This is a genomic window from Streptomyces sp. NBC_01261, from assembly GCF_036226385.1.
Lineage (GTDB): Bacteria > Actinomycetota > Actinomycetes > Streptomycetales > Streptomycetaceae > Streptomyces.
This window is the reverse complement of sequence record NZ_CP108463.1, coordinates 4,005,726-4,025,687: the sequence shown is the minus strand read 5'-3', so window position 1 is coordinate 4,025,687 and position 19,962 is coordinate 4,005,726. Positions and strand designations below refer to the sequence as shown.

Genomic DNA, 19,962 nt, shown 5'->3' with positions numbered 1-19,962 from the left:
GCGGCCACGCTAAGACGGGCGTTCGGCGGATGCCACCCGAACGGGCAAACAGAGTCCGACGAGGCAGGCAACAACGGTGAACGCCGTCGCCCAGGCGAACGCGTGCGGGAAGGCGGAGCCGCCGTGCCCGTGCGCGAGGACCGTCGCCAGTACGGCCGTGCCGACGGACCCGCCGAGCTGCTGCACGATCCGGACGGTGGTGCTGGCGTGCGGGATGCGGGCCCGGTCGAGACCTTGGTACGCGCCCACCATGACCGCCATGTTGGCCGCGCTCACCCCGAGCCCGCGCACGACCAGCGCGCCGAGGAGCAGCGCTCCACCGGGGTGCGGGAGAAGGAAGGGGAGGGTGCCCAGCGCGCACAGCAGCATCCCCGCCACGGTGACCGGGCGCGGCCCGAGCCGGTCGGTCAGCGGGCCGGTGACCCGGGCCAGCAGACTGCCGAGTCCCTGCGGCGCCAGCAGCAGCCCGGCCGCGATCACGCCCTCGCCGCGCGCCTGTTGGTAGTAGAGGGGGAGCAGGAACATCCCGCCGAACAGGGCGAGCCCGTTCAGGAACATCAGGATCGAGGAGACGGTGAACGCGCGGTCCTGGAACAGTCGTAGATCGACGAGGGGTTCGCGGGCGCGCAGTGCGTGGCGGGTGAACAGGGCGATGAGTACGGCGCCCACCGGGATCGCCGTCGCGCGGGCCACGCCGGTCTCGGACAGGCCGTAGACCAGGGCGGCGAGGCCGGGGGAGAGGAGCAGGAGGCCGGTCAGGTCCAGGCGGTGGCCGGGGCGCGGGGTGTCCTTCGGGACGCCGCGCCAGGCCAGGGCGAGGGCCAGCAGGCAGACGGGCAGGTTGACGTAGAAGATCCAGCGCCAGCTGAGGTGGCCGACGATCAGGCCGCCGACGACCGGGCCGAGGATCGGTACGACCATGGCGGGCAGGGTGATCACCGCCATCAGGCGGCCGAGGCTGCGGCCGCCGGCGGCTCGCATGACCAGGGTTTGCAGGACGGGCAGCAGCAGTCCGCCGCCGATGCCCTGGACGACCCGGAAGGCGATCAGCGAGCCGATGTTCCAGGCGAGGCCGCAGAGGAGCGAGCCGGCGAGGAAGAGTGTCAGGGCGCCGAGCCAGACGCTCCGGGAGTCGAAGCGTTCGACGGCCCAGCCGGAGACCGGGACGACCGTCGCGAGGGCCAGGAGATACGCGGTGCTGACCCATTGCAGGCTCGTCGTGGAGGCGCCCAGGTCGTGGCCCAGGGTGTGCAGGGCGATGGAGACGATCGTGCTGTCGAGGAGCGGGGCGAGTGCGCCGAGGACGAGGATGCCGGCCAGTCTGCGGATGGCCGGGTCGAGGTGTTCGGCGGGGCGGACGGTGGTGTCGGGCATGGCGGGACCCCCTTTGGAGACGCCCCTGGAGACGTCTTTAGAGACGGTGCGTCTCTAAAGAGTCACGTTAGACTGGACCCTATAAGAGACGCAAGGTCTCCTAGTGGGAGTCGGGGGTGCCGGTGATGGCCGCAGAGCAGACGCGGCGGCGCGGGGCCGCGCTGGAGGCCGACATCCTGGACGCCGTCTGGGAGGAGCTGGCCGCTGTCGGCTACGCCAGGCTCACCATGGAGGGCGTCGCGGCCCGGGCCAGGACCGGCAAGCAGGTCCTCTACCGGCGCTGGGCCAACCGCGCCGAGCTCGTCAAGGCCGCCCTGCCGCACCGCACCGGCTTCATCGTCGACCAGGTGCCCGACACCGGGGAGCTGCGCGAGGACGTGCTGACCCTGCTGCGGCTGATGGTCGAGCGGCAGCGGGAACTGGGGTCCGACGTCATCCGGGGCCTGCTCGGGGAGGCGACCGACCTGGACCCGAAGGTCTTCGGGATCATGCACGACATCCTGCTGACGCTGCTTCAGCGGGCCGTGAAGCGGGGCGAGATCCCCACCGCCGACCTTCCCCGGCGGGCCGTCACCGTCCCCGCGGAGCTGCTGCGGTACGAGATGTTCCTCTCCCGGGACCCGGTCGCCGACGCCGTCCTCGTCGGGATCGTCGACGACGTGTACCTGCCGCTGCTGGCCGGACACGGCTGAGACACCGCCGCGACACGGCTGAGGCCCGCACCCCCGAAGGGAATGCGGGCCTCAGCCGGCGTTCACATACGTGCGGCAATCGCTTGCCTACCGGGACTGCTGAGCCGGAACTCCACGAGAGATCGGCTCGTCCTCGACCGGCGAGCTCGCGGCGGCCACCGCGGCACCGGTGAGCGTGGCGAGCATCTCGCGCACGTTCGTCAGCTGGGCGTTGATGCTGTCGCGACGGTTCGTCAGGGCGGCCAGCTCGCGCTCGGATTCCGAACGGATGCGGTCGGCCTTGGCGTTCGCGTCGGCCACGATGTCCTCGGCCTGGCGCTGAGCCGTCTCCACCGTCTGACGGGCGCGACGCTCCGCGTCCGTACGCAGCTTCTCGGCCTCAAGCCGGAGCTGCTCCGCGCGGTGCTCGATCTCCGCGAGGCGCTTCTCGGCCTTCTGCTGACGCGACGCCAGGTCGCGCTCGGACTGCTCGCGCCGCTTGGCGAGGTTCGTCTCGAAGTCGGCGGCGGCCTGCGCGGCCTTGGCGCGGGTCTCCTCGAAGAGGGCGTCGGCCTCCTCGCGCTTCTGCTGCGCGTCCTTCTGGGCCTCGCCCCGCAGCTGGGCGGAGTCGCTCTTGGCCTTCTCGACGATCCGGACGCCCTCGTCCTCGGCCTTGGACTTGCGCTCCGCAGCGAACGATTCTGCGTCGTTGCGGACCTGCTGGGCAGCGGACTCCGCGAGTTCGCGGTGCTGCTCGGCCGCGCGCCGTGCCTCCTCACGCAGGTCCTTGGCCTCTTCCTCGGCGAGGCGGAGGATCTTCTCGACCCGCGCGCCGAGACCGGCGTACGACGGCTCGGCGTCGCTTACCTGGGCCGCGGCGTTCTGCGTTTCGAGGTGGAGCTCCTCGATGCGCTTTTCAAGAGCAGTGATACGGGCCAGAGCGCTGTCACGGTCGGAGACGAGCTTCGAGATGCGTTCGTCCACCTGAGCGCGGTCGTACCCACGCCGCACAAGCTCGAAGCCGTAGGGGGAAGTGTCGCTCATGGGGTTCCTGTCGAATGAGACCGGTGAGGTGATAGGTGGAATCCTAGGGGCCGAAGCGGTGTGTCATCGAGCGGATACGTGTTTGATCTGGAGAATGACACCTCTTTTGAGTGGCTAACCGTCGGACCGCTTGCCAAGGACCGGGTCAAAGGCCCCAGAACGCCCGAACCTCACAGGAGGTTCCCAGCTTTCCCTAGCCTTCAACGGACTTGCCACCCGAACGAGTTGCGCCCGCCGTGGCTCCCGCCTTGACCCCGCCGTCCTTGGCCGCTGTCGGGGCCTCGAAAGACTCCAACGCTTCCAGGACGTCCTGGACACGGGAGATTTCGGCGTTGATGTCCTCGCGGCGGCGGACGAGCACCTCCAGATCGCGCTTGCCCTCCTCGACCGTGCGCCGGGCCTCGCGGATCGCCTCCGCCTTCAGCTCCTCGGCCTCGCGGATGAGCGTGGACTTCTTCTGCTCGGCCTCCTTGAGGAGACCCTCGGCCTTCTTCACGGCGGCGATACGGACCTTGCCCGCCTCGGAGTTGGCCTCCGAGACCAGTTCCTTGGCCTTCATCTGGGCCTTGCCGAGCTGCTCCTCGGCCGCCTTGATCAGCGCGTCGCAGCGGTCGCCGGCCGACTTCATCGTCTCGGCGGACTCACGGCGGGCCCGCTCGTGCAGGTTCTCGATCTCGGTCGTGATGCGGTCGCGCAGCTCCTCGGACCGCTCCCTTATGGCGGTGGCGTCCCGGCGGGCGCCGACCAACAGCTCGTCCGCGTCCGTACGGGCCCGCTCCACCCGGGAGTTGCCCTCGACCGTGCCCTCGGACACCAGCCGGTCGGCCTCGTTGCGGGCCGCGCCGACCATCGAGTCGGCCTGCGCCTCGGCGTCCGCCGTCGTCTTCTGCGCCTGCTGCTGGGCCTCGTTGAGGAGTTTGTCGGCCTCGGCCGCGGTCTCCGTGATGAGGGTGTCGACCTGCTCGGCCGCCTCGGAGCGCCGTTTGTTGGCCTCCTTGCGGGCCTCGTCCAGCGTCCGCTCGGACTCCTCGCGCGCCGCCGAGGTGACCCGCTCCGCCTCCGCCTCCGCGTCCGCCTTGAGACGGTTGGACTCGTTGCGGATCCGCTCGGCCTGCTGCTGCGCGGAACCCACGGTGTCGGCGGCCTCGGCACGCAGCCGCTCCGCGTCCCCGGTCGCGTCCGAGACGAGCTTCTGGGCCTTGGCCACGGCCTCCGAGCGCACCCGCTCGGCCTCGTTGATCGTCTCCGTCTGGAGCCGCTCCGCCTCCGCCGTCACCTCGGTGATGAGGGTGTCGGACTGCGTCGCCGCGTCCGAACGGATCCGGTTGGCGTCCTCGCGGGCGTCCGCACGGGCCCGCGCCGCGTCCTGGTCGGCCTGCGCGATCGTGTCCGAGGCCTGGGTGCGCACCTGCTGGGCGTGCTCGGCCGACTCCGACCGCAGCCGCTCGGACTCCGCGATGGCGTCCGAAACGGTGCGCTCCGCAAGGGCCTTGGCGGCGTCCGTCTCCTCGGCCGCCCGGCGCCGGAGGCGGTTGGCGTCCTCGGTGGCCCGCTCCCGCTCGCTGTACGCGTCGGCGCGGACCCGGTCCGCCTCCTCCTGCGCCTCGCGCCGGGTGCGGTCCGCCACGTGCTCGGCGGCCGACCTGATCCCGGCGATCTCCTCCTGTGCCTGCTCGTGCAGCCCGGCTACGGACTCCCGTACCTGCTGGGCGTGCTGCTCGGCGCCCGACACCATCTCGTTGGCGCGCCGGTCGGCCTCCTCGACCAGTCGTACGGCCTCGGACTGTGCCTCCTCGACGCGGTTGCGCGCCGAGGCCAGCAGCTCCTCGCTCTGCTCGCGGGCCCGCTCGCGCTCCTGCCCGGCCTCCTCACGGGCCGACCCGAGCAGCTCCTCGGCCTCACGACGACGCCGTACGGCCTCCTCCTGGGCGGCGGCCAGCGTCTCGGACGCCTCCGTGGCCAGCCGCTCGGCGGCGGCCTGGGCCTCCGCGCGGACGCGGTCGGCGGTGTCCTGCGCCTCGGTCTTGAGCCGCTCGGCCTCGGCCGCCGCCTCGGACCGCAGGCGTACGGCGATGGCCTCGCCCTCGGCGCGGGACGCGGACGCGTCGCCCGCGGCCTCGTTGCGCAGCCGGTCGGCCTCCGTCTCGGCCTGCGCCTGGAGGGAGCGGATGCGGTCGGCGGCCTCGCCGCGCAGCCGCTCGGTCTCCTCGGCGGCCTCGCGGCGGATCCGCTCGGCCTCCTCGCGGGCGTCGGTGAGCGCCTGCTCGGCAGCGGCGAGCCGCTCCTCGGTCTCCGTGTGCAGCCGCGTCAGGCCCTCGGCGGCCTCCTCGCGGCGCGCCTCTATGGCCCGCTCGGTCTCGTCGCGCAGGTCGCGTGCGGCCTGTTCGGCGTCCGCCTTGATGCCCTCGGACTGCTCGATGACCTCCGCGCGGTGCCGCTCGGCCTCCTTGCGGGTGCGGTCGAGGGTCTCCTCGGCCTGCCGGCGCAGGGTGGTGGCGCGCTCGATGGCCTCGGTGCGGACCTTCTCGCTGTCCGTGGTGGCGGTCTGGCGCAGCTCGTCGGCGTCCGCGCGGGCCTTGGACAGCAGTTCCTCGGCGGTCCTGGCCGCTTCCTCGATCTGCTGGACGGCCTCGCGGCGGGCCTCGGCGCGGATGCGCTCGCCCTCGCCGACCGCGTCGGCCCGCAGCTGCTCGGCCTCGCCGCGCAGCCGGCGCGCCTCCTCCTGCAGCTCGACCGTCTTGGCCCGGTACTCCTTGGTGTCGTCCTTCGCCGCGCCCTTGAGCCCCTCGGCGATGTCGTGCGCCTGGGCACGCAGCCGGTCGGCCTCGGCCTCCGCCTCGGAGCGGATCCGCTCGGCCTCCTCGGTGGCGGCCTTGGTGGTGTTCTTGGCGTCCTCGGACGCCTTGTCGAGGACGTCCTCGGCGGTACGGGCGGCCTTCGCGAGCTGGGAGGCGGTCTCCTCGGCGGTGAGGCTGCGCGCGTTCTCCTCGGCCTCGGCGACGATCTTGTCGGCCTTGGCCTGGGCCTCGGCGACGACCTGCTCGGCGTCCGACTTGGTGGACTCGGCCTCCTTGGTGGCCTCCGTCACCAGCCGGGCGACCTGCTCCTTCGCCGTCCGGGTGCGCTGCTCGTTGGCCGACTCGGCGCTGGAGAGCGCCTTGGCGGCGGACTCCTTGGCCTCGGAGAGGACCTTCTCCGCCTCCAGGCGCGCCTCACGCAGTGAGGTTTCGGCCTCGGCCATGCGGGTCTCGGCGGCCCGGCTCAGCTCGGTGGCCTGACGGCGGGCGGAATCCGACTCGTTGACCGTGGAACTGCGCAGCTGCTCGGCGTGGTCGGTGGCCTCCTGGGCCTGCGAGGACGCCGCGTTCAGCAGCCGCTCGGCGTCCGTGCGGGCGCGGCGCAGCAACTGCTCGGCCTCCGCACGGGCCGCCTCGGCGTCCATCTCCAGCCGCTGCCGGGCCTCGGTGGCGACGCGCTCGGCCTCGGCGCGGGCGGCGGCCAGCGCCTGCTCGGCCTCGGCGCGCGACTCGTCCACGAGACGGCGGGCCTGCGACTCCGAGCGGGCGCGGAGCTGCTCGGCCCACGCCACGTTCTCGTTGACGTGCGACTCGACGGTCTGCCGGCGCTCTCCCAGCTCCTGGTCGAGCTGCTGGCGCCGGGTCACCGCCTCCTGGTGCAGCTCCGCCTGGAGGCGCGCGGCCTGCTCGGCGTGCTCCTGGAGGATGCGCTGGGTCTGCGCGCGGGCCTGGCTCAGCTCCCGCTCGGCGTCCTGCCGCAACTGGTCGGCCTGGACCTGGGCATTACGAAGCATCTGCTCGGCCTGATAGCCGATGTCACCGCCGTCGTAAGCCGGTCGGGACATGAGGGTGCGGCGCGCCTCGTGCAGCTTGGCGCGCAGCACCTCGACCTGGTAGCCGAGGTCCTCGGCATGCTGGATCGCCTTTTCCCGCTCGGTCTTCAGCCGCTCCATCTCGGCCTCGAACCGAGAGAGGTGGTCGACGTCAGCCGCCGGCTCTCGCTCCTGGCGTTCGTAGCCCCGCACTGCGCGGTCCCATCCGTCCCCTGGTCGCGGTTTACTCCAACGAGCGCCGTCCATCCATCGAACGGTGCTCCCGGGGAATGGTGTCAGATCAACGACGGAGCATGGGCTGCTGCCCGACGCTCGCCCCCCGAAACCCGGACCCCGGCATGCCGTTGCCCTGGTTGCGAGCGACGACCGACCCCAACCCTACCGGCCCATATGTACGAGGGTCAGTGCTCAGGTGACTCAACAGGCGCCGAAGTGACCAGTTCTGTCAGTACGCCATGGCAATCCTTCGGGTGCAGGAACGTGATCCGTGACCCCATGGAACCGCGCCGGGGCTCCTCGTACAGAACGCGTACGCCCTTCCCGCGGATGTCCTCGGAGTCCGTGTCGACGTCCGCCGTACCGAAGGCGATGTGGTGGACCCCCTCGCCGTTCTTGGCCAGCCACTTTCCTACGGCGGAGTCCTCGCGGGTCGGCTCCAGGAGCTGGAGGTAGGAGGCGCCGCCGTCGTCCGTGTCGTTGATCTTCAACATGGCCTCGCGCACGCCCTGCTCCTCGTTGACCTCGGAGTGGAACACCTCGAAGCCGTACGTGGCCCGGTAGAACTCGACGGTCGTGTCGAGGTCGAAGCAGGCGATCCCGATGTGGTCGATTCGCGTCAGCATGTATGTAGTGCAGCGCTCACGCGGTGGTTACGCAACGTGCGCGCGATCACACCGACGGCCCGATGACGGGGTGGACTACCGCTCAGTACATTTCAAGTAAACCCTCGTTCACTCCTCAGCTGAAACACGCTGGAAGGGGATCGCACCTCATGTCTGGAACGAACAGCACGACCTCGGTGATCGTCTCGGGCGCCCGGACGCCCATGGGACGCCTGCTGGGCTCCCTGAAGTCCTTCTCCGGAGCCGACCTCGGCGGCTTCGCGATCAAGGCCGCCCTCGACCGTGCGGGTATCGGTGGCGACCAGGTGCAGTACGTGATCATGGGCCAGGTGCTCCAGGCCGGGGCAGGGCAGATCCCGGCACGCCAGGCCGCCGTCAGGGCGGGCATCCCCATGAGCGTCCCCGCGCTCACCATCAACAAGGTGTGCCTCTCGGGCCTCGACGCCATCGCGCTCGCCGACCAGCTCATCCGTGCAGGTGAGTTCGAGATCGTCGTCGCGGGCGGCCAGGAGTCCATGACCAACGCCCCCCACCTGCTCCCCAAGTCCCGTGAGGGCTACAAGTACGGCGCGATCGAGATGCTCGACGCGATGGCCCACGACGGCCTCACCGACGCCTTCGAGAACATCGCGATGGGCGAGTCCACGGAGAAGCACAACACGCGCCTGGGCATCGCCCGCCCCGAGCAGGACGAGATCGCCGCCCTGTCCCACCAGCGGGCCGCGGCCGCCCAGCGGAACGGCGTCTTCGAGGCCGAGATCACCCCCGTCGAGATCCCGCAGCGCAAGGGCGAGCCCGTCGTCTTCAGCAAGGACGAGGGCATCCGCGCCGAGACCACGGTCGAGTCGCTCGGCAAGCTCCGCCCCGCGTTCACCAAGGACGGCACGATCACCGCCGGCACCTCCTCGCAGATCTCGGACGGCGCCGCCGCCGTGGTCGTGATGAGCAAGACCAAGGCGCAGGAGCTGGGCCTGGAGTGGATCGCCGAGATCGGCGCCCACGGAAATGTGGCGGGACCCGACAACTCCCTCCAGTCGCAGCCCTCGAACGCGATCCTGCACGCCCTGAAGAAGGAGGGCCTGGAGGTCGAGAGCCTCGACCTGATCGAGATCAACGAGGCCTTCGCCGCCGTAGCGGTGCAGTCAATGAAGGACCTCGGGGTGTCCACGGAAAAGGTGAACGTCAACGGCGGCGCCATCGCCCTGGGCCACCCCATCGGCATGTCGGGCGCCCGCCTGGTCCTGCACCTCGCCCTGGAGCTCAAGCGGCGCGGCGGCGGGGTCGGCGCGGCGGCACTGTGCGGCGGCGGCGGTCAGGGTGACGCGCTGATCGTGCGGGTACCCAAGGCCTGAGCAGCAGTACCTTCTCGCACATCCGCAAGGGATCGGAGCCGTGATGCAGGACGTCGCCTCGCTGGTGGCCCAGGCCAGGGAAGGCCGGCCGCGGGCCGTGGCCCGGCTGATCTCCCTCGTGGAGGGGGCGTCCCCGCAGCTCAGGGAGGTCATGGCGACCCTCGCACCGCTGACCGGCGGAGCGTACGTCGTCGGCCTCACCGGATCGCCGGGCGTGGGCAAGTCCACGTCCACGTCCGCGCTGGTCACGGCGTACCGCAAGCAGGGCAGGCGGGTCGGCGTCCTGGCCGTCGACCCGTCCTCGCCGTTCTCCGGCGGCGCCCTGCTCGGTGACCGCGTCCGCATGTCGGACCACTCCTCCGACCCCGGCGTCTACATCCGCTCGATGGCCACCCGCGGCCATCTCGGCGGCCTCGCCTGGTCCGCCCCGCAGGCGATCCGCGTCCTCGACGCGGCGGGCTGCGACGTGATCCTGGTCGAGACGGTCGGGGTGGGCCAGTCGGAGGTCGAGATCGCCTCCCAGGCGGACACTTCTGTCGTGCTCCTGGCCCCCGGCATGGGCGACGGCATCCAGGCGGCGAAGGCCGGAATCCTGGAGATCGGCGACGTCTACGTCGTCAACAAGGCCGACCGCGACGGTGCCGACGCGACCGCCCGCGAGCTGAACCACATGCTCGGCCTCGGCGAGTCCCGCGGCCCCGGAGACTGGCGCCCCCCGATCGTCAAGACGGTCGCCTCCCGCGCCGAGGGCATCGACGAGGTCGTGGAGGCGCTGGAGAAGCACCGGGCGTGGATGGAGGAGCGCGGAGTCCTCGCGGAGCGCCGCCGCGCCCGAGCCGCCCGCGAGGTGGAGGCCATCGCCGTCACGGCCCTGCGCGAACGCATCGAGGACCTCCACGGAGACCGCCGCCTCAGCGCGCTCGCGGAACGGATCGTGGCGGGGGAACTGGATCCGTACCGGGCGGCGGACGAGTTGGTGGCGGGGCTTACGCGGGGGTGACGTGGGTGCGGGTGCCGGGCGCCTTCTCGTCTGCCGGGTGTCCTTGCACGGCGAGTGCGGGTCGGTCGCGCCCCCGAGGGCGACGGCCGACGCCGGTGTTGACGGTGCCGGGTCGGAAAAGCCCTGTTCAACCCCGGCCCCCCGCTGTTAAGTTGCCCCACATGTTCCTCCTCATGGCATAGGGCCCGCCCGGCCCGCGCACGGCAGACACCAGTCGGATCGCCGTCGCGCGGCGCACAGGCGTCCCGTTCTCCTGCCTCCAGTTGAGGAACATCTCGCATGTCCGCGTCTTCTTCCACGCCGACTTCGGCGTGCCCTTCGTATGCCGCCGTGCTCCAAGTCCCGTACGCCCGCCGCACGTTCGCCGCCGCGCTCGTGGGCCGTCTTTCGTACGGCATCGTCTCCCCGGCGGTCCTTCTCGCGGTCGTCCGTGCCACCGGCTCCTACGCCGCCGCCGGCACGATCATGGCCGTCTTCGGCACGGCGACCGTCCTCCTGCTACCTCTGCGCGCCGTACTCGTGGACCGCCACGGCCCGCGCCGCGCCCTCCTCCCCATGGCGATGCTCTACAGCGGTCTCCTGTGCGTCCTCGCGGCGGTGACCTGGAGCCCCGGGACACCGGAGGTGGTGCTCGGCATCGTGGCCGCGCTGACGGGCATGTGCGCGCCTCCACTGGGACCCACCATGCGCTCCGTGTGGGCCGAACTCGTCGGTGACCGTGGGCTGTTGCAGCGCGCGTACAGCCTCGACGGCGTCGCCGAGGAACTCCTGTACGTCATCGGCCCGTTGGCGGTCGGCGCGCTGCTCACCATCGCTCCACCGGCTGCCGGGGTCCTGCTCAGTGCGGCCCTCATCGTGACCGGGACGACGGCCTTCGTCCTGTCACCCGCGCTGTCCGGAGTACGCGTATCCGCGGGCGCCGGGCGGGGATTGAGGCCGGCCCGGGTGCGTGGGCTGCTCGGTCCGGTCGTCGTGGCCGGGGGGATGGGGCTCGCGTTGAGTGCGGTCTACCTGTTGGTGATGGCGTTCGTGGAGCAGCGGGGGTACGGCGACGACGTCGTGCCCTGGGTGCTGGCTGCGGTGTCGGCGGGCAGCGCGGTGGGCGGGTTGCTGAACGGGGCGGTCAACTGGCGTACGGCCGCGCGGGTTCGGTTGTCCTGGGCCGCGTTGGGGCTTGGCGTGGCGTTGGCCGCGGCCGGGTTCGCCTCGGGGGTGTGGTCACTCACCGTGGCGGTGGGGTGTGCGGGGTTCTTCGTGGCGCCGGCGTTGACGACCGCGTACCTGCTTGCCGATGAGGTCGCTCTGCCGGAGGCGCGGACTCAGGCGGGGTCGTGGGTCAACATGGCGGTGAACGCGGGGAGTTCGGGTGGGTCGATGGCGACGGGGCTGCTGGTGGGGCGGGTGCCGTTGGGGGTTTGTTTCGTGATCGCCGGGGTGGTGGCGGGGGGTGCGGGGGTTGTGTCCTGGCTGCCGGCTCGTCGTGACCGGTCGCGCCCACGCGGCGGAGCCGCACACTGATACAGCCTCGCGCCCCTGAGGGAGTTGCCGTGGGCCGGGGCTCATCGGCGCCGACACCGCCCAGCCCATCCGGCGCCTCTCGAACACGGGCCGGCAATATCCAGCCCGTTGGGGGTCCCCCCTCCGGGGGAGTCTGAGGACGAGGCCCTTCAGGGCCGACGGCCGTCTGGGGGCGGAGCCCCCAGACGGCCCGCTCACGGCGTCAGGGACGTCCCCGCTGGCCCCGCAGATGTTCCGCGATCGGCTTCAGGGTCTTGCTGAGGTCGGACAGACCCTCGGGGGTGGCGAGGTCGATGAAGTGGCGGCGTACGGAGGCGACATGGTGGGGCGCGACCTTCTTCATCGTCTCCAGGCCGTGGTCGGTCAGCACCGCGTACAGGCCCCGGCGGTCCGACTCGCAGTTCTCCCGGCGGACCAGGTCCGCGTTCTCCATCCGGGTGATCTGGTGCGAGAGGCGGCTCTTGGACTGGAGCGTGGCGGCCGCGAGGTCGCTCATCCGCAGTCGTACGCCCTCCGCCTCGGAGAGATTCACCAGAATCTCGTAGTCGTTCATCGTCAGGCCGAACGGCTGCAGATCCTTCTCCAGTTGGTACGTCAGCAGCCTGTTGACCTCCAGGTGGGTGCGCCAGGCGCACTGCTCCTCTTCGGTCAGCCAGCGCGTGGCCGTCTCGGTCTCCATGAATGAAGTCTACCTAAAATGTTGAAAGGCGAACTAGTGAGGGGTGGCGTGACGGCGCGCACACGTTCGACGTCACACTCCGCAGACTACCGCTCACAGACCGAAGCGACGCTGGAGGTCCCCCAGCTGTCCGGGAAGGCGCGGTGCCCCCGCCTGCTGTGAAGGGCCTGTGGGGACCCCGCCCCCACCCGGTACCCCCGGCTCGTGTGGCACAACCCCTGTGGCCTGCTCGGGCATCAGGTTCTCCGACGACTGGAGCAGCACCGTGCCCGCCCCGACGAACTCGAACTGGTGCTCCTCCCCGGAGGCCCCGCCGATACCCGTCATCGCACGTAGACCGCCCATCAGGCCGGTCATGTACGCGTGGTCGTAGTGATGGCAGGGGGAGGGGCAGTCGGCCCAGCCGACGAGGGCCTGCGGGTCCACCCGGATCGGGGGTTCCATGAACACCACCGGGCCGCTCGACGCGGCCACGATCTTGCCCGTTCCGATGAGTGTCAGAAAGCCGGGAACAATCGACTGCTTGAGAGCGAGACTTGGCTGAAAAGCGAGCAGGTTGCCCGAGCGAATGGTCATGTTGGCGTCTTCGAGGTCGTACGCGTTGACGTCGAAGGCCCGGTCGGCGAGCAGCATCTTGCCCGAGCCGTCCGCCACGACCCAGTCGCTCGCGTGCAGAGGCGAATGGAAGGACGTACGGACAAGTCGGTCGAGTCGCCCGTGCCCGATGCCGTTGAACTCCATCGAGCCGTAGTAGGCGATCATCTTGCCCTTCTGCAGGAACCACTGGCTCCCCTTGAGCTCCACGCAGAAGGTGTACTTGTTGACGTTGTCGTCGACCGGGAGGGTCATCGGGTCGTAGATCGTGGGGCCGGACCCCGCGTACTGGCTCACAGCTTCTCCTCCGACGCCTGGACGTACACCGCGCCGCTGCCGCTCAGCTCCAGCTGGAACGCCTCGCCGGAGCCCCGGCCCACCATGTCGCGCCAACCGAGCGCCGCGGACAGCTTGTTGCGTACGTCGCCGTGGTGGGCGACGTAGGCCTGCGGGTCGACATGGACCGGGCGCCCTGGGGTGATCGGGACCTCGAAGACGCCGCCGTGGGCCATCACGGCGACCGAGCCCTGTCCCTGGAGGGTGGTCGTGAACAGGCCCTGGCCGGTGACCTGGCCGCGGACCATGCCCATGACGCCGCCCTGGGAGCCCATGAACATCGTGCCCTGCCGGAGGGTGCCCTCGAAGGCGAGGAGGCGGTCGGCCTCCACGTAGAGGGTGTCGCCGGTGAGGTTGATGATCTGGATGTGGTGGCCGCCGTGACCGAACATCACGGTGCCGCTGCCCTCGACGGTCATCAGGGGGGTCGCCTCGTTCGCCACCCGGCGCCCGAGCATCGACATGACGCCGCCCTGGCCGCCCTGGATGTTGGGGGTGAAGGAGACGTCGCCCTTGTAGGCGAGCATCGCGCCGCGCTGACTGAACAGCCGCTGGCCCGGCATGACCGTGGCCTGGATCATCTTCGAGTTGATCTCGGTGAACGTCATGTCACACGTCCCCCGCGATCGTGTTCCGCTCGCTGGGCTGGACGTAGACGAGTCCGTCGCCCTCGAAGCGGATCTGGAAGGCCTCGCCGCCGCCCTCCCCGAAGAACGTGCGGAAGGTCACACCGGACTGGAAGGACTGCTGGAGGTTCCCCTGGTGCGCGATGTACGCGCCGGGGTCGACGGTCAGCGGGTACTGCCGGCTGACCCGCAGCACCACCGCCGGACCGTCCGACATGATCGCCGCCTGGCCGTGGCCCTCGACGGTCGTCGTGAACAGCCCGTTGCCCTGCGAGGCGCCGCGCAGGCCGGTGAACGTGGTCCCCGTCCGCAGCCCCGCGTCGGTCACGAGCAGGTTGCTCGACTCCACGTACAGCTTGTCCCCCTGGAGACTCACGAGGTTGATCTCGGAGGCCCGGTCCGCGAACCAGCACGTCCCCTGCCCCCTCACCTCCATCACCGTCATCTGCTCACCGGTGAGCCGCCGGGTCACCATCCCCCGGATGCCCTCACCGCCGCCGGTCATCTTCTTGAAGGCCATCTGCCCGTCGTACGCGACCATCGAGCCGTTCTTCGCCTTCACGGCGTCCCCGGTCATGTCGACGGCGAGCACCTTGCTGCCCTGGAGCCGAAACATCGCCACGCTGCGAAGGTAACCGCAGGGACGCGGTCGAGGACAGGGCCCACGGGTGGAGAACGACCCTGACCTGGCCCCTAGGGCATGGCTGGGCGGGGGTGTGTTGGGGGCGAGTCGGGGTGTGTCGCGGAGCAGGCCCAGGGTGAGCCTGGGTCCAGGGGGCGGGTCGCGGGGTGGATTCGGGCCGGGCTTGGGGCTTGTTGCAGGGGCGCACCCGGGGCGTGTCCAAGACTTGCGGCGGGCTGGCGGGCTGGCGGGCTGGCGGGCTGGCGGGCTGGCGGGCTGGCGGGCTGGCGGGCTGGCAGGGGTGGAAGGGGTGGCCCGGGGGGTGTGTCGTGAGGGTGGGTGCAAGGCGGGGCCGAAGTCTGTTGCGGGGACCAGGGCGCGGGTGTTGTGTGTGTGGGGGGGGTGTGGGGTGGCCCCGGAGTGGGTTGTGGTTTGTCGCGAGCGGGGGCCTGGGGCAGGTCGCGGGGCGGACCCCGGGCCGGGCCTGCGACCTTGCTGCGTCGCGGATCTGACGTCGGCCCAGGAGGTGTTGTTGCGGGGCGAGCTGTGATTTGTACAGGCGTGGGCGCGTGCTCGGGGTGTGCCCAAGTCTTGTCGTGGAGGGACCCCGGGACGGACCTGGGGCGCGTTTTAGGGGCGGACCCGGGGTGTCCTCAGGGCGCGCTGCGGGGTGGCCCCAGGGGGTGCCCAAGGCGTGCCGTCGCGCGATGCTCCCGCCTGCCGCCGGGCCGTGGTAGGAGGTCGTCGCCCGGCGCTACGCCGTGTCGCGGGACCTGTTCAGCCGGATGACGGCCGTGCCCGCGCGCAGGTCGACGGTCGACCACGGCGGTGCCCCGTCCTCCTCGTCGTCCCGCATGACCAGCGCGCTCTGGCGTTCCTTCAGCTCGGTCTGCTTGCCCGGGGACAGGCTCGCGTGCAGTTGCTCGAACCCGGTCGCGGATATCTGGCCCTGCCGCCCGGAGTTCCGCCAGGGGAGCATTCCGGCGCGGCCCATCTTCAGGAGCAGCTGGTCGAGGAACGCGAGGGCGGTCAGCAGGACCACCAGCCCGGGCAGCGTCATGAAGAAAACGAACTGCACGGGCACTCCCGGGGTCGGCTGCGGACCCCCAGTCTCGGCTCACTCAGCCGTTTGCCACAATGGGTGAACGTTTGTGCTCGCGTTCACAAACTGTGGACGTCTCCCTCACCGAAGGTGACCCGTGGACATCAAGACCGCCACCGCCCTCCGCCGCCTCCGCCTGGTGTCGGCCCCCGAGGCCGTGTCCTTCCTCCTCCTGCTCGTCTGCTCGGTGCTGAAGCGGACCACGGACTTCAACGCGGTGCCCGTCATGGGCATGGTCCACGGTGTCCTCTTCATCCTCTACGTCCTCTTCTGGGCCGACGCCTGGAACCGCACGAAGTGGGGTGCCAAGACCGCCGCCTTCTACTTCGTCCTCTCCGTACTGCCCACCGGCGGTTTCTTCGCCGAGCGCAAGCTCAAGCACGAGGCCGAGAACGCGGTCATCGCCTCCCGCGCCCGCCAGGAAGGGGTCGTGAACGCATGATCGTCGCCTTCTCAGTGACGCCCCTCGGCGTCGGCGAGGACGTGGGGGAGTACGTCGCCGACGCCGTCCGCGTGGTCCGCGAGTCCGGCCTGCCCAACCGCACCGACGCGATGTTCACGTCCATCGAGGGCGAGTGGGACGAGGTGATGGACGTGGTCAAGCGCGCCGTCGCCGCCGTCGAGGCCCGCGCCCCACGCGTCTCCGTCGTCCTCAAGGCAGACATCCGCCCCGGCGTGACGGACGGCCTCACCTCCAAGGTGGAGACCGTCGAACGGCATCTGGCGGAGTAGCGGGGGCGCCGTCCGGCGGGGGCGGGTCACGCGAGCGGGGGAGTCAGGGGAGCCGGGGTTCGGGGCCCTGCCCCACCGTCCCCAGCACCTCACCCGGAGCCGGCTCATCGGCTCCGTCCACCATGCCGAGCCCCCCTCGGGTCGCCCGCTCGCACCGCAGTTGCATCGCCGTTGACCCGGCGTCGTCCCCGAGGTGGGGTCAGTCAGGGGAGCCGTGGTTCGGGGCTCTGCCCCACCGTCCCCAGCACCTCACCCGGAGTCGGCTCATCGGCTCCGTCCACCATGCCGAGCCTCCCTCGGGTCGCCCGCTCGCACCGCAGTTGCATCGCCGTTGACCCGGCGTCGTCCCCGAGGTGAGGTCAGCCGGGGGAGCCAGGGCTTGAGGCCTGCCTCACCGCCCCCAGCACCGCGCCCGGCGTCAGCCCATTCGCCCGTCCCACCACGCCAAGCCCCCCTCGGGCCACCGCGCGCTCGCGCCGCAGGCGCGTCACCGCAGGTCAGGCGTCCCCGAGGGCAGGGCAGCCGGTGGAGCCAGGGCCTGATGCCTTGCCCCACCGCCCCCAACACCTCACCCGGCGTCAGCCCATCCGCCCGCCCCACCACGAGGAGCCCCCACCTCTGCCGCCGCACCGCGCCGAGCGTCACCGCCCGCTCGCGCCGCAGGTAGGCCACCGCCGACGCGAGGTCAGACACCGGCGGGCTCACCGCGAACGCGGCGAGCTTGCCGACGTACCAGCCCAGCCGCCCCGGCTCCTCCCGCTCCGCCGCCCGGGACAGTGCGGCCCCGGCGTCCCCGTCCAGGAAGACCACGACCGTTCGGACCGGCGCCAGCGCGCGCGTGAGGTCGGCCATGAACGCGTCGATCGCTTCCTCGCCGTGCCCCATCGCCAGCACCGTCGGCACGAACGGCATCAGCGCATCCGCGATCACCACATCGTCGCCGCCCGCCAGAACAGAAGCGACAAACCGCCCCGTCGCCGCGACCAGCCTCTCCAGACCGACCGCTCCAGTCGCCCCGAACTCCCCAGCCACCGCAGCGAATTGAGACCGGCTCAGGATCTCCTCCTCACGGAAGTGATCCACCCGCAGCCCCGCCCCGGCGACCGCCCGGGACAGGCCCGCGCACAGCGTCGACTTGCCGACCCCGGAAGCCGCTCCCCACACCGACACCAGAACCGTCACCCCTAACTCCCCACCACAGCCCCGCAGTCGGTCACCACACCCGCTCCAGTGCCACGATCAGCCGGGAGACGGCCCCGAGATCCGGCAACTGCCCCAGCGCCGCGACGACCTGCCCGCTCGCGAACTCCCTCTGCGCGGCCGTCACCGCCGGATCGATCGCGCACTCGGCCTGCACCCGTACGTAGTTCAGCGCGGTGGCGAAAAGCATCGAGAACGACCGCAGACCCTGTACGACGGCACGCCCCCCCGGCACTCCGATACGCCCGCGCCACCCGCACCCCGCACCCCGCACCCCGCACCCCGCACCCCGCACCCCGCACCCCGCACCCCGCACCCCGCACCACCTCCCCCCCCCGCCGCTTCCACACCCTGCTCCACCTCCCGCCCCCCCGAGCCACCCCCACACCCCGCTCCACCTCCCACACCCCGCTCCACCTCCCGCCCCCACACCCCGCCCAACCGCCGGAGGCCCCCGTTCCGCCGCCGGAGTCAACTCCCCACCCACCTGGACGCACCCAGTTCGACACGCCCTCATATCTCCACTTGTGTGTGGGTATCGGCCCGGTCGATCTTCGGTTCCACGGTCTTCACTCGGACTCCACGGTTCCTCGCTCCCCGGGCTTCGATCACTCCTCAATCATTGGAGGGCGCTGTGCGGCCGGAGGGCTACGACTACGACACCTACAGCCGACTGGCCGGACCGCTCACCGAGCCGTCCGGTGCGTCGTACCAGGTGCAGTACACCTCGCTCCTCTCGCGCGAGCCCCACCGAATACGCGCTGTCCTCCTGATGAGCCTCGCCCCGGTGCTCACCGCCGCCCTGCTCGTCTATCTCGTCTGGCCCTCCCACTGGGTCGAGCGCGAGGGCGGTCAGGAGTGGATGGTCGGGCTCGACGTCACGATGCTGATAGCCATCGGGCTCATCGAGCTGTTCATGGTCGTCAACGTCGCCTCCGTCGCCCACGCCACGCTGGTCGCCCGCGACCCGATCCCCGTCGTCCCCGCCCCCGGCACCCGCGTCGCCTTCCTCACGACGTACGTCCCGGGCAAGGAACCCCTCTCCATGGTCCGCGCGACTCTCGAAGGCGCGGTCAAGGTGACCCACACCGGGCCGGTCGACGTCTGGCTCCTCGACGAGGGTGACGACGAGCAGGCCAGGGCCCTGTGCGCCGAGTTGGGCGTACGGCACTTCACGCGGCACGGAGTTCCCGAGTGGAACCGCCCCAAGGGTGTCCACAAGGCCCGTACGAAGCACGGGAACTACAACGCCTGGATCGCCATGCACGGCGGCGACTACGAGTTCTTCGCCTCCGTCGACACCGACCACGTGCCGCTCCCCAACTTCCTTGAGCGGATGATGGGTTACTTCCGCGACCCGGACATCGCCTTCGTCGTGGGACCGCAGGTGTACGGGAACTACCACAACCCCGTCACCAAGGCCGCCGAGTCGCAGCAGTTCCTCTTCCACGCGCTGATCCAGCGCGCCGGGAACCGCTACCGCGCCCCCATGTTCGTCGGCACCAACAACGTCGTACGGATGGCCGCCGTCAAGCAGATCGGCGGGCTCTACGACTCCATCACCGAGGACATGGCCACCGGCTTCGAACTGCACCGCCACCGCAACCCGTTGACCCGTACGCACTGGCGGTCCGTCTACACGCCCGACGTGCTAGCCGTCGGAGAGGGGCCGGCCTCCTGGACCGACTTCTTCACGCAGCAGATGCGGTGGTCGCGCGGGACGTACGAGACGCTCATCAAGCAGTACTGGAAGGCGCCGTTCACGATGCCTCCGGGGCGGCTGTTCTCGTACACGATGATGCTCGTCTACTACCCGATGACGGCCGTCAACTGGCTGCTGGGCATCATGAGTTGCTTCCTGTTCCTGTGGTTCGGGGCGTCCGGTACGCAGGTCGCGGCCTCCGTGTGGCTGATGCTCTACAGCGATGCGGCCGCGCTTCAGATCGGGCTCTACCTCTGGAACCGGCGGCACAACGTCTCCCCGCACGAACCCGAGGGGTCGGGCGGGCTGGCCGGCATGGCGATGTCCGCGCTCTCCGCGCCCATCTATCTGAAGTCCTTCGGTGAGGCGCTCATCCGTCGGCCGAGCCGGTTCGTCGTCACGCCCAAGGGCGGTGACGCCAGCCCGGACCGGGTGATGACCTTCCGGATCCATCTTTTCTGGGCGATCCTCCTGGCGACCTCGCTGGCCGCCTCGGTGATCCTCGACCACACCCACGCGGCCATGCGCACCTGGGCGGTCCTCGCGATGCTCATCTCCCTTGCGCCGCTGGGGGTTTGGGTCGGCTCGCTGATCAAGGAGCGGCGGGAACGCCGGTCGTTGCTCGGCGGCGCGCGCTCCCTCGACACCGCCGAGCCCGCGCTCGCGACCACCGGGGCCGGTCAGTCCGTCTCCAGCACCACGACAGGGGGTAGCTAGA

The 19,962-nt window shown here is 70.9% G+C and carries 17 protein-coding genes and 1 pseudogene; 7 read left to right on the top strand and 11 right to left on the bottom strand.

The annotated features are described in order from the left end of the window. Positions 1-9 precede the first annotated feature (9 nt). Positions 10-1,374: an MDR family MFS transporter gene (locus OG226_RS17230; RefSeq protein ID WP_328678996.1), complete on the bottom strand. Its 1,365-nt coding sequence runs from the start codon at positions 1,372-1,374 to the stop codon at positions 10-12. Positions 1,375-1,499: 125 nt separating this feature from the next. Here OG226_RS17230 and OG226_RS17225 point away from each other — a divergent pair, with 125 nt between their 5' ends. Next, positions 1,500-2,066 carry a TetR/AcrR family transcriptional regulator gene (locus OG226_RS17225; protein WP_328678995.1) on the top strand — a complete coding sequence of 189 codons (567 nt, stop codon included), beginning with the start codon at positions 1,500-1,502 and terminating at the stop codon, positions 2,064-2,066. An 87-nt stretch (positions 2,067-2,153) separates the two neighbouring features. Here the strand turns inward: OG226_RS17225 and OG226_RS17220 are convergent, their stop codons facing one another. The 3 genes from OG226_RS17220 to mce form a co-directional block, all read right to left on the bottom strand. After that, on the bottom strand, positions 2,154-3,089 hold the full coding sequence (locus OG226_RS17220; RefSeq protein WP_033285426.1) for a cellulose-binding protein: 936 nt from the start codon (positions 3,087-3,089) through the stop codon (positions 2,154-2,156). A gap of 193 nt (positions 3,090-3,282) precedes the next feature. Beyond that, positions 3,283-7,131 (bottom strand): polarized growth protein Scy, encoded by a 3,849-nt coding sequence (gene scy, locus OG226_RS17215; protein ID WP_329349379.1) that lies wholly within the window; start codon positions 7,129-7,131, stop codon positions 3,283-3,285. 209 nt (positions 7,132-7,340) lie between these two features. Next, positions 7,341-7,781 (bottom strand): methylmalonyl-CoA epimerase, encoded by a 441-nt coding sequence (mce, locus tag OG226_RS17210; protein WP_328678993.1) that lies wholly within the window; start codon positions 7,779-7,781, stop codon positions 7,341-7,343. Between the two features lie 149 nt (positions 7,782-7,930). On the opposite strand from mce, the gene OG226_RS17205 reads away from it, so the two are divergent. The 3 genes from OG226_RS17205 to OG226_RS17195 all read left to right on the top strand — a co-directional run bounded on the left by OG226_RS17205 (position 7,931) and on the right by OG226_RS17195 (position 11,651). Next, positions 7,931-9,133 (top strand): acetyl-CoA C-acetyltransferase, encoded by a 1,203-nt coding sequence (locus tag OG226_RS17205; protein ID WP_328678992.1) that lies wholly within the window; start codon positions 7,931-7,933, stop codon positions 9,131-9,133. Between the two features lie 43 nt (positions 9,134-9,176). Then, positions 9,177-10,133: a methylmalonyl Co-A mutase-associated GTPase MeaB gene (meaB, locus tag OG226_RS17200; protein ID WP_328686339.1), complete on the top strand. Its 957-nt coding sequence runs from the start codon at positions 9,177-9,179 to the stop codon at positions 10,131-10,133. Between the two features lie 279 nt (positions 10,134-10,412). Then, positions 10,413-11,651 carry an MFS transporter gene (locus OG226_RS17195; RefSeq protein WP_329349378.1) on the top strand — a complete coding sequence of 413 codons (1,239 nt, stop codon included), beginning with the start codon at positions 10,413-10,415 and terminating at the stop codon, positions 11,649-11,651. Between the two features lie 202 nt (positions 11,652-11,853). Here OG226_RS17195 and OG226_RS17190 read toward each other — a convergent pair whose 3' ends face one another. From OG226_RS17190 to OG226_RS17170, 5 genes are all read right to left on the bottom strand, one after another. After that, positions 11,854-12,330: a MarR family winged helix-turn-helix transcriptional regulator gene (locus tag OG226_RS17190; RefSeq protein WP_328678990.1), complete on the bottom strand. Its 477-nt coding sequence runs from the start codon at positions 12,328-12,330 to the stop codon at positions 11,854-11,856. A 93-nt stretch (positions 12,331-12,423) separates the two neighbouring features. After that, complete coding sequence (locus tag OG226_RS17185; protein ID WP_328678989.1) at positions 12,424-13,221, bottom strand: AIM24 family protein; 798 nt, start codon at positions 13,219-13,221, stop codon at positions 12,424-12,426. Beyond that, positions 13,218-13,868: an AIM24 family protein gene (locus tag OG226_RS17180; protein ID WP_328678988.1), complete on the bottom strand. Its 651-nt coding sequence runs from the start codon at positions 13,866-13,868 to the stop codon at positions 13,218-13,220. The genes OG226_RS17185 and OG226_RS17180 overlap by 4 nt, the downstream gene beginning before the upstream one ends. A gap of 1 nt (position 13,869) precedes the next feature. Then, positions 13,870-14,502, bottom strand: coding sequence for an AIM24 family protein (locus OG226_RS17175; protein ID WP_328686338.1), 633 nt, complete (start codon positions 14,500-14,502; stop codon positions 13,870-13,872). A gap of 760 nt (positions 14,503-15,262) precedes the next feature. Next, complete coding sequence (locus tag OG226_RS17170) at positions 15,263-15,586, bottom strand: DUF6191 domain-containing protein (protein ID WP_328678987.1); 324 nt, start codon at positions 15,584-15,586, stop codon at positions 15,263-15,265. A gap of 121 nt (positions 15,587-15,707) precedes the next feature. Between OG226_RS17170 and OG226_RS17165 the strand changes: the two genes are divergently transcribed. Next, entirely contained in the window at positions 15,708-16,052 is a 345-nt protein-coding gene (locus OG226_RS17165) for a DUF3817 domain-containing protein (RefSeq protein ID WP_328678986.1), read from the top strand. Then, positions 16,049-16,342: an MTH1187 family thiamine-binding protein gene (locus OG226_RS17160; protein ID WP_019060761.1), complete on the top strand. Its 294-nt coding sequence runs from the start codon at positions 16,049-16,051 to the stop codon at positions 16,340-16,342. Before OG226_RS17165 ends, OG226_RS17160 begins: the two co-directional genes overlap by 4 nt. A 264-nt stretch (positions 16,343-16,606) precedes the next feature. Here the strand turns inward: OG226_RS17160 and OG226_RS17155 are convergent, their stop codons facing one another. Then, positions 16,607-17,524, bottom strand: a complete 918-nt coding sequence (locus tag OG226_RS17155; protein ID WP_329349377.1) for a hypothetical protein — start codon at positions 17,522-17,524, stop codon at positions 16,607-16,609. A 31-nt stretch (positions 17,525-17,555) separates the two neighbouring features. Beyond that, positions 17,556-17,799: pseudogene (locus OG226_RS17150) on the bottom strand (aminoglycoside phosphotransferase family protein); the annotation flags it as partial. A 377-nt stretch (positions 17,800-18,176) separates the two neighbouring features. On the opposite strand from OG226_RS17150, the gene OG226_RS17145 reads away from it, so the two are divergent. Then, a complete protein-coding gene (locus OG226_RS17145) occupies positions 18,177-19,961 on the top strand; it encodes a glycosyltransferase family 2 protein (protein ID WP_329349376.1) in 1,785 nt (594 codons plus the stop codon). Position 19,962: the final 1 nt, after the last annotated feature.

Coding starts and splice junctions, on each gene's coding strand:
- meaB (WP_328686339.1), top strand. CDS start 9,177: ATGCAGGACGTCGCCTCGCTGGTGGCCCAGGCCAGGGAAGGCCGGCCG.
- OG226_RS17160 (WP_019060761.1), top strand. CDS start 16,049: ATGATCGTCGCCTTCTCAGTGACGCCCCTCGGCGTCGGCGAGGACGTG.
- OG226_RS17180 (WP_328678988.1), bottom strand. CDS start 13,868: ATGACGTTCACCGAGATCAACTCGAAGATGATCCAGGCCACGGTCATG.
- OG226_RS17195 (WP_329349378.1), top strand. CDS start 10,413: ATGTCCGCGTCTTCTTCCACGCCGACTTCGGCGTGCCCTTCGTATGCC.
- OG226_RS17225 (WP_328678995.1), top strand. CDS start 1,500: ATGGCCGCAGAGCAGACGCGGCGGCGCGGGGCCGCGCTGGAGGCCGAC.
- OG226_RS17220 (WP_033285426.1), bottom strand. CDS start 3,089: ATGAGCGACACTTCCCCCTACGGCTTCGAGCTTGTGCGGCGTGGGTAC.
- OG226_RS17175 (WP_328686338.1), bottom strand. CDS start 14,502: ATGTTTCGGCTCCAGGGCAGCAAGGTGCTCGCCGTCGACATGACCGGG.
- OG226_RS17230 (WP_328678996.1), bottom strand. CDS start 1,374: ATGCCCGACACCACCGTCCGCCCCGCCGAACACCTCGACCCGGCCATC.
- mce (WP_328678993.1), bottom strand. CDS start 7,781: ATGCTGACGCGAATCGACCACATCGGGATCGCCTGCTTCGACCTCGAC.
- OG226_RS17205 (WP_328678992.1), top strand. CDS start 7,931: ATGTCTGGAACGAACAGCACGACCTCGGTGATCGTCTCGGGCGCCCGG.
- OG226_RS17190 (WP_328678990.1), bottom strand. CDS start 12,330: ATGGAGACCGAGACGGCCACGCGCTGGCTGACCGAAGAGGAGCAGTGC.